Raw genomic sequence first — 11,422 nt, forward strand, 5'->3', positions numbered from 1 at the left:
AGAAGTGACCGACGAACGAACCCTGCCGCCCGGGCTGCACCGCGACACGCTCGCGCTGCGCACCGGCCTGGCGCCGAGCCAGCACGGCGAGCACTCCGAAGCGCTGTTCCTGACCAGCGGCTTCGTGCAGCCCGATGCCGAGACCTCGGCGCGCCGCTTTGCCGGCACCGAGCAGGGCTTTACCTACTCGCGCACTTCCAACCCCACCGTCACCAGCTTCGAGCAGCGCCTGGCCGCGCTCGAAGGCACGGAAGCCGCCATCGGCGCCTCCACCGGCATGGGCGCGATCCTCATGATGTGCATGGGCCTGCTCAAGGCCGGCGACCACGTGGTCTGCTCGCGCTCGGTGTTCGGCTCCACGCTCAACCTGTTCGGCAAGGAGTTTGCCAAGTTCGGCGTCGAGACCACCTTCGTCTCGCAGACCGACGTGGCCGAATGGCGCGCGGCCCTGAAGCCCAACACCAGGCTGCTGTTCGCCGAAACGCCGACCAATCCGCTGACCGAGGTCTGCGACATCCGGGCGCTGGCCGACCTGGCGCACGGCGCCGGTGCGCTGCTCGCGGTCGACAACTGCTTCTGCACGCCCGCGCTGCAGCGCCCGGCCGAACTGGGGGCCGACCTCATCATCCATTCGGGCACCAAGTACCTCGACGGCCAGGGCCGCGTGATGGCTGGTGCGATCTGCGGCCCCTCCAAGCTCATCGTCGACGTGTTCGGCCCGGTGGTGCGCACCGCCGGCATGGCGCTCTCGCCGTTCAATGCGTGGGTGGTGCTCAAGGGCCTGGAAACGCTCGGCATCCGCATGCAGGCGCAGTGCGCCAATGCATTGGCCGTCGCGCAGTGGCTCGAAACGCAGCCCGGCATCGCACGCGTCTACTACCCCGGCCTGGCCTCGCATGCCCAGCACGAACTGGCCATGCGCCAGCAGTCGGGGAAGGGCGGGGCGGTGCTGTCGTTCGACGTGGTCGGCGACACGCCCGAGGTGGCGCGCGCCAATGCCTTCCACGTGATCAACAGCACGCGCGTGGTGAGCATCGCCACCAACCTGGGCGACACCAAGACCATCATCACGCACCCCGGCACCACCTCGCATGGCCGCCTGACCGAAGCACAGCGCCAGGCCGCCGGCATCAGCCAGGGGCTCATCCGCCTCGCGGTCGGCCTGGAGCACATCGACGACATCAAGGCCGACCTGCTGCGTGGCCTGGGCACCCTGAAATCCTGATTGATCCATGACCGGCAAAGTTCGCACCCGCATCGCTCCGTCTCCCACCGGCTTCCTTCACCTGGGCACGGCCCGCACCGCGCTCTACTCGTGGGCCTATGCACGCCATCACGGCGGCGAGTTCGTGCTGCGCATCGAGGACACCGACGTGGCCCGCTCCACGCAGGACTCGACCGACCAGATCCTGGCTTCGATGCACTGGCTCGGCCTGGACTACGACGAGGGCCCCATTTATCAGATGCAGCGCCTGGAGCGCTACCGCGAAGTCATCGCACAGATGCTTGCGGCCGGCACGGCCTACCACTGCTACTGCACGCCGGCCGAGCTCGATGAAATGCGCGAGGCGCAGCGCGCGCGCGGCGAGAAGACGCTGTACGACCGCCGCTGGCGCCCCGAGCCCGGCAAGACGCTGCCGCCCGTGCCCGAAGGCGTGCCGCCGGTGGTGCGCTTTTGCAATCCGCCCGAAGGCGACGTGAGCTGGAACGACCTCGTCAAGGGCGAGATCACCATCAACAACCGCGAGATCGACGACCTCATCATCCTGCGTCCCGACGGTGTGCCCACCTACAACTTCGCGGTGGTGGTCGACGACTGGGACATGGCCATCACGCACGTGTTCCGCGGCGACGAGCACATCAACAACACGCCGTGGCAGATCAACATCTTCCACGCGCTCGGTGCGCCGCTGCCTGCGTTCGGCCATGTGCCGGTGATCCTGGGCGACGACGGGCAGAAGCTCTCGAAGCGCCGCGGCGCGGTGAGCGTCACCGCCTATGAAGAGAACGGCTACCTGCCCGAAGCCATGCTCAACTACCTGGCGCGCCTGGGCTGGAGCCATGGCGACGACGAGCTCTTCACGCGCGAGCAGATGGTGAGCTGGTTCGACGGCTCGCACCTTTCGAAGAGCCCCGCGCAATGGGATGCCGCGAAGCTCGCGTGGGTCAACGCGCAGTACATCAAGGCCAAGGCCGACGCGGAGCTTGCACCGCTCGTGGCCGCGCAGCTGAAAAAGCGCGGCATCGAGGCCGACGATCGGCTGCCCGCCATTTGCGCGCTCTTCAAGGACCGCTGCGAAACCACGGTCGCGCTGGCCGACTGGGCCGCCGCGTTCTACGCGGACGTGGCGCCGAGCGAAGCCGACCTCGCGCAGCACGTGACCGATGCAGTGAAGCCCGTCATCGCAACGCTCGCCGAGAAGCTCGCGGGCGTGGCATGGGAAAAAGTTTCGATCGCCGCGGCCATCAAGGAAGTCCTGGCCGCGCATTCGGTGAAAATGCCTGTGTTGGCGATGCCGGTTCGCGTCCTCCTGATGGGAACACCGCAGACGCCATCCCTCGATTCGGTGCTCGCCATCTTTTCTCGTGAAAAAGTTATCGAGCGTTTGAAAAGGGCCTGATTTTTCGGTCTATAATTTGAGGCTCGACAGCGACGCAGGGTAATTCTGAAAAGAAAAGCCTGAAAGTCAAATGGGGGTATAGCTCAGCTGGGAGAGCGCTTGCATGGCATGCAAGAGGTCATCGGTTCGATCCCGTTTACCTCCACCATCAAAGTGTCGAGAAGATAAGTGCTGATCGCAGCACGGTTCCTAAGGTTTTGACCCTATCGTCTAGAGGCCTAGGACACCACCCTTTCACGGTGGCTACCGGGGTTCGAATCCCCGTAGGGTCGCCAGTTTCGCGCAAGTGAAGCAGGCACAAGTCGTCAGCACTTGGCTCCGCAAGGAGTGAACGTTGTCTACCAGGAGTGGTAGTTCAGTTGGTTAGAATACCGGCCTGTCACGCCGGGGGTCGCGGGTTCGAGTCCCGTCCACTCCGCCAGTCAAAGAACGGGTTGCATCAGAAATGGTGCAACCCGTTTTTCTTTGGGCTGTACGCACGCGCGCTATGCGTACGAGCGCTCGATGCCGCCGGGAGCCGGATCCTGGCTTCCGCCCAGTCTCGCCTGCAGGATGGCCAGCAGCGCCAGCACCGGCAGGGCCAGCTCCAGGATTTCCTCGAAGCTGTGCATCAGGTAGCTGCGAAAGGCCGCGGAAGAAGAACCCACGGCGAGCAGGTCCGGCTGCTGTCCGGCGAGCGAAGCGGGCAACTGGTCGAGGATGACCGCGGCCCCGATCACCGCAACGAAGGTCAGCGAGGTGGCGGCTTCCGGGCGCCATTGGCGCCAGGAGCGCATCGCGCGGCTGGCCGACCATGCGCGCCTGGCCAGCCATCCGGCTGCGGTGGCAATGAGCGTGAGGATGGCCGCACCAGCAAGCACCCGCGGAAGGGGTGCGTCGAGCAGTCCGGCGGCGCCGAAATGCGCCAGGTGCCAATCGGCCTCGCGCGCTGCAAAGGCAAGAAGCAGGACGCCGATGGCCGTGCGGTCCAGGCGCGAGAGAGAGGCCATACGAACCATCGGCAGGCAAAGCACCGCGGCCAGGTACAAGAGCACCGTGCCTTTCTCGACCGGCCCGTCTTCTTCCAGCATGCCCGGCCCGACCATGCCGGGTGTATTCGAGCCGACCCACGCGGCAACGAGCACGAACACCATCACCAGGCATGGCCCGGCCCTGCCGTCGGCCAGGGCGCGCAACGGCCGCGCCAGGGTTGCCGCAGCCTGGGGCGCGAGCCTCGGCGCAATCGCCTGCATCGCAAACAGCGCTGCGGCAATGGCCGCACCCAGCAGCGCGCCAGCCGCGACATCGAACGGAAAATGAATGCCGACATGGATGCGAGCCCAGCCCGTGGCCAGGGCGGCGGCAAGAATGACGAGCCCGACGTCGCGCATCGGGCGCCGCAGCAGCAGCACGAAGGCCATGGTGAACATCACAGAAGCATGCGTGCTGGGCAGTCCCGCGCGCAGGCCGTGGGGAACGTGCGCAGGGCTCAGCCCCATCATGAAGGGACGGGGCATGCCCACGGAGGCAGCGATCTCCTGCGAGACCAGGGAAGCCGCTCCTCCGGCGGCCAGCACCGCCAGCACGCAAGGCCGCTGCGCAACTCGCCGCCACGCGGCCCAGGCCAGAACTGCTGCACACGCCCACGACGAACCCAGCGCGATGGCCGATGCCAGCTGGAGCACCGCGGGCGAGGGAGAAAAGCCCGCCGCAAGTGCATCGAAGAGCGCGAGATTCAGCGGATGCATCCTTTTTGATTCACTTTCCTTGCGGGTTCGGGCCGTCCACGCGAACGGCGTGGCTGCATCGTAAAACGAGCTTCGCCGCGCGGGTGTGACACGACGCTTCTTCTTCGGTCTCGATCGATCAATCGACGCGCTCGACGCCGCACCAGCGCGCCATGAACACCGCCAGCACGGCGCTCACCTGCACCAGGCTGTCGATGGAAACCCACTCGTCGATGCCGTGGATGCTGGAGCCCGTGGGGCCGTAGCAGACCGCGGGCGTCTGCCCATAGATGTTGAAGAACTTCGCGTCCGTCGTGCCCGTGAAGGCCGTGGGTTCGAGCGGCTGCCCGACGATGTCCTGGTGGCACTTCGAGAGCTCGGTGACGATCGGCGAATCCAGGCCGAGGTCGAAGCCGTCGGCCTGGAAGCCTTCGTAGATCAGCCGGTAGCGCAGGCTCTCGCGGGCCGGATGCGCAGCGTAGGCGGCGGCCAGCACGGCCTCGACCTCGGCCTTGGCGCGGGCCACGTTCATGTCGGGATAGAAGCCGATGCGAATGTCGCTGCGGCAGGCCGAGGGCACCGACGAAGCCCACTCGCCGCCCTGGATCTTTCCGAGGTTGAAGTTGATCGGATGCGCATGGTGCGCGTAGCTGCGATAGCGGTTGGCGGGCTCGTTCCAGCGCTGCTCGAGCTTCTTGAGTTCAGAGAAAAGATACAGCGAGAAGTCGATCGCGCCGACGCCGGTCTGGGCCACCGAAGCATGCACCGGCTTGCCCAGCACCTCGAGCGCGAACCACAGCACGCCCATCTGGCAGGTCATCACGCCGCCGAGCGGCTCGGGGATGATGGCCGCGTCGGCGCGATAGCCCTCGACCAGGCAGGCCAGTGCGCCGTTGCCCGTGCACTCCTCTTCCACCACCGACTGAAAAAACACCGGCGATGCCGGTTCGAGCCCGAGCGACTGCAGCGCCGCATACGCCATCGTGTAGGCCGCGACGCCGGCCTTCATGTCGGCCGCGCCGCGGCCGTAGAGCCGGTCTCCCTCGATCACGGGTTGGAAGGGCGGGTGCTTCCAGAGCAGCTCGGCGCCGGTCGGCACCACGTCGATGTGGCCATTGAAGATCAGCGATCGGCCCTTCTGCCGCCCGCGGGGTCGGTGAATGCCCACGACGTTGGTGCGCCCTTCGTACGGCACGATGGAGGGCGAGTAGCCCGGATGCTGGCGGATCTTCTGCTCGTCGATCTCGAACTGGTGCACGCGCAGGCCCAGCTTCGTGAAGGTCTCGGCCATGAAGGCTTGCGCGCCTTGCTCGTGTCCCAGCAGCGAAGGATGCGCAACGAGCTGCTCGAGCATTCGAACGGCCGGCGCGCGCAGCGCGTGGGCGGCCTCCACGATGGCGGCTTCGGTGATCCGGTCTTCAGTGGGCTGGGGCATGGGGTCGGGGCCGCCTGCGTTGGCGGCGCTGGAAGAAGGAGCTTCATTCTTCCACGCCGCGCAGGCGCCGCCGCAGCCGCGGGTGGCCGGGCTGCAGGTGCCATGCCGACAAGGTAGTTTCCCCACGTCGGGCCCTCGTTCGCCAATGGCTCGACTTCGCGTAGGCCGTTTTCCCAAGTCGGCTCCAGCGGTATTTTGCCGTCTTAGCATGGCTGTTCGAACAGGCTGCCGAGGGCCGCGAAAGAAGAAAGCGCCTCGGCCTTTCCATCGTTCCAGCCAGTAAAGGAGAGCGTCATGCGATCCATCCAGTTCAGAAACCTTGCGCTCGCGTGTGCCGTTGCAGTGGGCGGCGCCGCAGTGGTGGGCTGCACCACCACGCGGCCCCAGGACCATGCCAGCACCGCTTCATCGCGTGCATCGATCGATGCCCAGGTCGACGCCGCACTGTCCAAGTTGTACGACTCGGTCAAGGGCTCGCGCGAGGTCGTCTCCTCGTCCAGCGGCGTGCTGGTGTTTCCTGCCGTGGTCGGCGCCAGCATGGGCATCGGTGCCGAATACGGCCGGGGCGCGCTGCGCGTGAACGGGCGCACCCAGGCCTACTACAGCACCACCGCGGGCTCGATCGGCTTCCAGGCCGGCGCGCAGTCGAAGGCCGTGATCTATGTGTTCACCACGCAGGCCGCGCTCGACAAGTTCCGCAACAGCAAGGGATGGACGGCGGGCGCCGATGCCACCGTGGCCGCCGCAACCATCGGCGCGAACGGCAGCATCGACACCAACACGCTGCGCCAGCCGGTGGTCGGCTTCGTCTTGACCAACGTGGGGCTCGAGGCGGGCGTTTCGCTGTCGGGCGCGAAGATCACGGAGATCCGGCTGTAGCCAACTGCGCCCGCAGTTCGGCGACTTGCCTGCGCAAGCCGTCGTTCTCGGCCGTCAGTTCGGCCACGCGCCGTTCCAGCATTTGAACGGCGTCGAGCTGCTGCCCTGCGAGCTGGTCGGCCGTGTCCGATTCGGCCGATGCCTCGCGCGGCTTGCGCCTGGCCTCGCGCACCCGCTTGGCGGCCTGCCTGAGTTCGTCCTTGCCCGCGTTCGCCGCCGAGACCTGCTCTTCGGCAGGCAGGCTGGCCACGGCCGCCGCCGTGTTGATGGAGATCACGCCAGACTTCACGGCCGCCACCAGTTCGGGTGCGGCCTGCTTCTGGATCTTCTCGATCATCACGACCTGGTTGCTGCTCAGGCGCGCGGCCCTCGCGATGGCTTCGCGGCTGCTCAAGGGAGCGGGCGAGGGCAGGGCCGCGGCGCTCTCGGCGGGCGATTCGGCGGGCGATTCGGCAGCGGGCGTGTCGGCGTCGAAGGGCGCGCCGTCGTCGGGCTGCGCCGTCTCGGCCAGCGCACGCGCACGGCGCTCGTCGACGATGTCCTTCTTTCTGAGCGCCAGCACGCCGCGCAGGAAGTCCGAGATGCTGCGCCGGCCGAGGTGCTGGTCGATCATCCACAGGTGCACGTCCTCGATGGTCTTGAAGCGCGTGTTCTGCACCGTCTGGAACGGCAGCCCGTGCTTCTGGCAGATGCCGTAGCGGTTGTGGCCGTCCACCAGCACATCGCCCCACAGCACCAGCGCGTCGCGGCAGCCTTCGGTGAGGATGCTGCGTTCCAGCGCTTCGTGCTCCTCCGGAGTCAATGGATCGATATAGGCTTTGAGTTCTTCGTTGACGACGATGTTCATGGGGACGGGATCGGAGAGAGGGGCGGAATTCTAGATGCAGGGTGGGCCCGATCATCCTGCCGTCATGCAAGCGCTCCACCATCGATGAGCGGACCGGCCGATTTCCGGCGCCCGCCTGTCTCGCTTTTGCGTGCTCGAACGTCTAATGGATATGGAGCAAGAAGAGGTCGGGACATCGGGTTTTTTTGTAGCCACAAGTAGTAATAATTCTCATTTGTATTGAAAACTTCAGGAGCACCGCCTTCATGTTGATGTGTCTGCATCCTCCCCGACCTTCTCCCGGGCGGTCCGCGCCCCGCCTCGCATGATGCGAGAGCCGGTCGACAGCGCGCTGCATCTTTCGGAGCCCACGCTCGCGGAGGTCTTCATCGCGAACCGTGCCCAGCTCCTGCGCGTGGCGCGAAGGATCGTTCGCACCGCGGAGCTGGCCGACGATGTGGTGCAGGACGCCTACCTCAAGATCACCGACGGCCCTTGCGTGCGCAAGGCCGACCGGCCGATCGGCTATTGCTGCCAGGTGGTGCGCAATGTCGCGCTCGACTGCTGCCGGCGCCACACCGTCGAGGCCAACTACCGCAGCTTCGATGTCGATGTCGAAGCGCTCGACGTGGCCGGCCCGCCTTCGCCCGATCGCCTGATGCGCGAACGCCAGGCGATCCAGGCCATCGACAAGGTGCTCGCGGGGCTGCCTGCGCGCACGCGCCTGGTGTTCGAGCTCTACCGGCTCGAGGGCCTCACCCAGCGCGAGATTGCGCAGCGCCTGGGATGCGCGCTCGGACTGGTGAACGGCCTGATTGCCGAGGCGGCGCTGGCGATCAAGGAATGCGGCCGCCTGCTCGAGGACGACTGAGCCTTCGCACGCCTGCGGGATTGGTGTAGGGTAAAAGCCTTAACTCCCGCGCGGCGTGCCGATGTACTGTCGCGTGATGCATCACACCCTTCACGCATGACACAAGAACAGGACGATCCCATCTGGAGCACCGCATGGCAGTGGGTGCAGCGCGAGCACGACCACGAGCGCTTCGATGCCCCGGCGCGCGCCGAGATGACGGCCTGGCTTCTTGCCGATCCGCTGCACCGCAAGGCCTACGACAGAGCCGCCCGGCTGTGGCTGCTGGCCGGACTGGTGCCACCGGCCGCCAAGGAGTAGTGAACAGATCGCGTCCTGAAACGTCTTGTTGATCAGGAGCGATGAGATGGCCGCCTGGCCACCTGATCGCCTTTCACCCTGTTCAACCGCACAAGGACGCACCCATGTCGACGAGCTGCTTCGATCGCGAAGACGAGACCTTCATCGTTCTGGTCAACCACGAAGACCAGTACTCCATCTGGCCCCACTGGAAGGCCGTGCCGAAGGGCTGGACAGCGGTCGAGGGCGTCAAGGGCGACAAGAAGACCGTGCTGGCCCACGTCGAGCAGAACTGGACCGACATGCGTCCCCGCTCGCTGCGCGAATGGATGGCGCAGCAGAACCCGGCGACCGGAACTGCAGCCCGAACCACGGCTGGCTGACGCGCATGGACGCGAGCGTCTCGCTGCTGTGCCTGCCTTGTGCGGGCGCCAGCGCAACGATGTACCTGCGCTGGCGGCGGCTGCTGCCGCGCTGGGTCCACATCGTGCCCGTGGAGCTGCCCGGCCGCGGTGGCCGGCTGTCCGAGCGGCTGGTCCGGAACTTCGATGAGCTCGTCGCGCAGGTCTGCGCGGAGCAGGTCGAGGCGCTGCGCGGCGAGTTCGCGATCTTCGGCCACAGCATGGGATCGTTGCTGGCCTACGGCATCACCCGCCGGCTGCGGTCGATGGGGCGCCCGTTGCCGCTTGCGCTGCTGGCCTCCGGCAGCTGCGCACCTTCGCGGCGCGATCCCGCGCGCTTCGCCGGCAAGACCGATGACGCATCGCTCGCGGCCGAGTTGCGCAAGCAGGGCGGAACGCCCGAAGAAGCCTTCGCAAGCGCGGAACTCATGCGCATCACGCTCGACATGCTCGGTGCCGACTACCGCGTGTGCGAGAGCTTCCGATACCGCGAAGAAGAAGCGCCGCTGCCCATGCCCGTGCATGTCTTTGCCGGGCGCGAGGACGACATCGACGCGGCATCCGTCCATGCATGGTCGGCCGAGGCGGGCGGTGTCTTCACGCTCGACTGGTTCGACGGCGGCCACTTCTTCATCCGGCAGCACGAAACAGCATTCCTGGCCGCACTCATCGAGCGGCTTGGCCAGGCCGTTGCAGGAGAGCGCCATGCGCCTCGTGTCCTGGCCTGACCCGCTCCCCGCAGGCATCGAGGTCCACCGCCTCGACCTCGACCTGGACGCCGATGTCTCGGCCGAGCGCCAGCTGCTGGCACTCGACGAGCGCGCGCAGGCCGACAGGTATGCGCGCAGCGCCGACCGCGTGCGCTTCACCGCCACGCGCGCGGCCCTTCGCGGCCTGCTTGCCCGACGCGTGGGCTGCCAGCCGGCCGATGTGCGGTTCGCAATGGGCCCGCACCGCAAGCCCTTCCTCGACGTGGCCGGTGGTGATGCGCCGCTCTTCAACGTCTCGCACTCGGGCGCCCATGCGCTCATCGCGCTCGCCGATCCCCGCGTGGTGAGCGCCGTGGGCATCGACATCGAGGCCTGCAGGAGCGACGTCGATATCGAGGCCGTCGCTTCGCTCGCCTTCACCGGCAGCGAACGCCGCGCGCTGCAGGAAGCCGGCGACCCGCTGCAGGCCCTCTACAGCCGCTGGGTGGGCAAGGAGGCGGTGCTGAAAGCCGTCGGCGTCGGCGTGGCCGAGCACCTTCAATCCATCGGCATCCATCCCGGTGCGCAGGGGCGATACGTCCTTGAATGCGCCGTTCCCGAATGGTCCGGCCTTCACGCCGTGGCGCTCGATGCGCCCACGGGCTATGCCGCCGCGCTCGCGTGGCGTGCCAAGGAATCGACATGAATGAAACGCTCACCCGCTTCGTGCGCAGCAAGGCGCCCGCCGGCTCCGACTTGCCCGTCCTCATGACGCCCGCGCATGCCGGCGAAGACCTGCTCTCGGCCGTGCAGCGCCTGCGTCCGCAGATCGAGGAGGCGCTGCTGCTTGCGGGCGGCGTGCTGCTGCGCGGCTTCTCGGTGCCGGCAGTGGAGACCTTCCAGCAGTTCGCCTCGTCGTTCGGCCATCCGCTGCTGAAGTACGAGTTCGCCTCCACGCCGCGCTCCGCGGTGTCGGCCTCCACCGGCGCAGGTGTCTACACCTCGACCGAATACCCGGCGCACCAGAGCATTCCGCTGCACAACGAGCAGGCCTACACGCGCGAGTGGCCCATGAAGATCTGGTTCCACTGCGTGACCGCCTCGCTCGAAGGCGGCGAGACGCCCATTGCCGACAGCCGCGCGGTCTACCGCCGCATGCCCGGGCACATCCGCAAGCGCTTCGAGCCCGGCATCCTGTACGTGCGCAACTTCGGCGAGATGGACGTGCCATGGCAGAAGGTGTTCAACACCGAAAGCCGCGCCGAAGTCCAGGCCTTCTGCGAGCGCTCGGGCATTGCGTGGGAATGGAAGGACGACGACGGCCTGCGCACCAAACAGCTTTGCCAGGCCGTGGAGACGCATCCCGCGACCGGCGAGCAGTTGTGGTTCAACCAGGCCCACCTGTTCCACATCTCTGCGCGCGAGGCCGAGGAGCGCGAAGTGCTCGAAGAAATCTACGGCATCGAGAACGTGCCGCGCAACACCTTCTTTGCCGACGGCTCGACCATCAGCGACGAAATCTTCGCCGAGGTGCGCGCAGTTCTCGATGCGGAGACGGTGGCCTTCCCGTGGGAGGAGGGCGACGTGCTGATGCTTGACAACATGCTGGTGGCGCATGCGCGCTCGCCATTCAAGGGGCCGCGCAAGGTGATCGTGGCCATGGCCGAGCCGCACGGCAATCTGGGCCGCTTCTAGAACCGCAGGGAGTCCGCAGG

12 protein-coding genes and 3 tRNA genes are annotated in these 11,422 nt (G+C 66.8%); 12 read left to right on the top strand and 3 right to left on the bottom strand.

The features are described 5' to 3' along the window. Positions 1-4 precede the first annotated feature (4 nt). From VPA02S_RS24465 to VPA02S_RS24485, 5 genes are all read left to right on the top strand, one after another. Positions 5-1,225 carry an O-succinylhomoserine sulfhydrylase gene (locus tag VPA02S_RS24465; RefSeq protein ID WP_062366415.1) on the top strand — a complete coding sequence of 407 codons (1,221 nt, stop codon included), beginning with the start codon at positions 5-7 and terminating at the stop codon, positions 1,223-1,225. Between the two features lie 7 nt (positions 1,226-1,232). Continuing rightward, the gene (gene gltX / locus VPA02S_RS24470) at positions 1,233-2,621 is read left to right on the top strand and encodes a glutamate--tRNA ligase (protein ID WP_062366136.1); all 1,389 of its coding nucleotides are present in this window, start codon (positions 1,233-1,235) and stop codon (positions 2,619-2,621) included. Positions 2,622-2,693: 72 nt separating this feature from the next. Beyond that, positions 2,694-2,769: transfer RNA gene (locus VPA02S_RS24475), tRNA-Ala, on the top strand. Between the two features lie 51 nt (positions 2,770-2,820). Further along, positions 2,821-2,896 (top strand) — tRNA-Glu (locus tag VPA02S_RS24480). Positions 2,897-2,965: 69 nt separating this feature from the next. Further along, positions 2,966-3,042: transfer RNA gene (locus VPA02S_RS24485), tRNA-Asp, on the top strand. 64 nt (positions 3,043-3,106) lie between these two features. Here VPA02S_RS24485 and VPA02S_RS24490 read toward each other — a convergent pair. Beyond that, positions 3,107-4,348 (bottom strand): phosphatase PAP2 family protein, encoded by a 1,242-nt coding sequence (locus VPA02S_RS24490; protein ID WP_062366137.1) that lies wholly within the window; start codon positions 4,346-4,348, stop codon positions 3,107-3,109. Between the two features lie 118 nt (positions 4,349-4,466). After that, positions 4,467-5,762 (bottom strand): ArgE/DapE family deacylase, encoded by a 1,296-nt coding sequence (locus VPA02S_RS24495; protein WP_062366139.1) that lies wholly within the window; start codon positions 5,760-5,762, stop codon positions 4,467-4,469. 294 nt (positions 5,763-6,056) lie between these two features. On the opposite strand from VPA02S_RS24495, the gene VPA02S_RS24500 reads away from it, so the two are divergent. Beyond that, on the top strand, positions 6,057-6,641 hold the full coding sequence (locus VPA02S_RS24500) for a BPSL1445 family SYLF domain-containing lipoprotein (protein WP_015866532.1): 585 nt from the start codon (positions 6,057-6,059) through the stop codon (positions 6,639-6,641). Here VPA02S_RS24500 and VPA02S_RS24505 read toward each other — a convergent pair. Continuing rightward, positions 6,622-7,488 carry a ParB N-terminal domain-containing protein gene (locus VPA02S_RS24505; RefSeq protein WP_062366141.1) on the bottom strand — a complete coding sequence of 289 codons (867 nt, stop codon included), beginning with the start codon at positions 7,486-7,488 and terminating at the stop codon, positions 6,622-6,624. The genes VPA02S_RS24500 and VPA02S_RS24505 overlap by 20 nt on opposite strands. A 304-nt stretch (positions 7,489-7,792) precedes the next feature. Here VPA02S_RS24505 and VPA02S_RS24510 point away from each other — a divergent pair, with 304 nt between their 5' ends. The 6 genes from VPA02S_RS24510 (at position 7,793) to VPA02S_RS24535 (ending at position 11,402) form a co-directional block, all read left to right on the top strand. Further along, entirely contained in the window at positions 7,793-8,338 is a 546-nt protein-coding gene (locus VPA02S_RS24510; RefSeq protein ID WP_062366142.1) for a sigma-70 family RNA polymerase sigma factor, read from the top strand. Positions 8,339-8,434: 96 nt separating this feature from the next. Next, positions 8,435-8,638 (top strand): hypothetical protein, encoded by a 204-nt coding sequence (locus tag VPA02S_RS24515; RefSeq protein ID WP_062366144.1) that lies wholly within the window; start codon positions 8,435-8,437, stop codon positions 8,636-8,638. Positions 8,639-8,742: 104 nt separating this feature from the next. After that, positions 8,743-9,000: an MbtH family protein gene (locus tag VPA02S_RS24520; protein ID WP_018905475.1), complete on the top strand. Its 258-nt coding sequence runs from the start codon at positions 8,743-8,745 to the stop codon at positions 8,998-9,000. A gap of 5 nt (positions 9,001-9,005) precedes the next feature. After that, positions 9,006-9,746: a thioesterase II family protein gene (locus VPA02S_RS24525; protein WP_015866527.1), complete on the top strand. Its 741-nt coding sequence runs from the start codon at positions 9,006-9,008 to the stop codon at positions 9,744-9,746. Further along, positions 9,724-10,413 carry a 4'-phosphopantetheinyl transferase family protein gene (locus tag VPA02S_RS24530; RefSeq protein ID WP_062366146.1) on the top strand — a complete coding sequence of 230 codons (690 nt, stop codon included), beginning with the start codon at positions 9,724-9,726 and terminating at the stop codon, positions 10,411-10,413. The genes VPA02S_RS24525 and VPA02S_RS24530 overlap by 23 nt, the downstream gene beginning before the upstream one ends. Further along, a complete protein-coding gene (locus VPA02S_RS24535) occupies positions 10,410-11,402 on the top strand; it encodes a TauD/TfdA family dioxygenase (protein WP_062366147.1) in 993 nt (330 codons plus the stop codon). The genes VPA02S_RS24530 and VPA02S_RS24535 overlap by 4 nt, the downstream gene beginning before the upstream one ends. Positions 11,403-11,422 lie beyond the last annotated feature (20 nt).

This window comes from Variovorax paradoxus NBRC 15149, from assembly GCF_001591365.1.
GTDB classification, from domain to species: Bacteria; Pseudomonadota; Gammaproteobacteria; order Burkholderiales; family Burkholderiaceae_C; genus Variovorax; species Variovorax paradoxus.

Coding starts and splice junctions, on each gene's coding strand:
- VPA02S_RS24535 (WP_062366147.1), top strand. CDS start 10,410: ATGAATGAAACGCTCACCCGCTTCGTGCGCAGCAAGGCGCCCGCCGGC.
- VPA02S_RS24495 (WP_062366139.1), bottom strand. CDS start 5,762: ATGCCCCAGCCCACTGAAGACCGGATCACCGAAGCCGCCATCGTGGAG.
- gltX (WP_062366136.1), top strand. CDS start 1,233: ATGACCGGCAAAGTTCGCACCCGCATCGCTCCGTCTCCCACCGGCTTC.
- VPA02S_RS24490 (WP_062366137.1), bottom strand. CDS start 4,348: ATGCATCCGCTGAATCTCGCGCTCTTCGATGCACTTGCGGCGGGCTTT.
- VPA02S_RS24525 (WP_015866527.1), top strand. CDS start 9,006: ATGGACGCGAGCGTCTCGCTGCTGTGCCTGCCTTGTGCGGGCGCCAGC.
- VPA02S_RS24500 (WP_015866532.1), top strand. CDS start 6,057: ATGCGATCCATCCAGTTCAGAAACCTTGCGCTCGCGTGTGCCGTTGCA.
- VPA02S_RS24515 (WP_062366144.1), top strand. CDS start 8,435: ATGACACAAGAACAGGACGATCCCATCTGGAGCACCGCATGGCAGTGG.
- VPA02S_RS24520 (WP_018905475.1), top strand. CDS start 8,743: ATGTCGACGAGCTGCTTCGATCGCGAAGACGAGACCTTCATCGTTCTG.
- VPA02S_RS24530 (WP_062366146.1), top strand. CDS start 9,724: ATGCGCCTCGTGTCCTGGCCTGACCCGCTCCCCGCAGGCATCGAGGTC.
- VPA02S_RS24505 (WP_062366141.1), bottom strand. CDS start 7,488: ATGAACATCGTCGTCAACGAAGAACTCAAAGCCTATATCGATCCATTG.
- VPA02S_RS24510 (WP_062366142.1), top strand. CDS start 7,793: ATGATGCGAGAGCCGGTCGACAGCGCGCTGCATCTTTCGGAGCCCACG.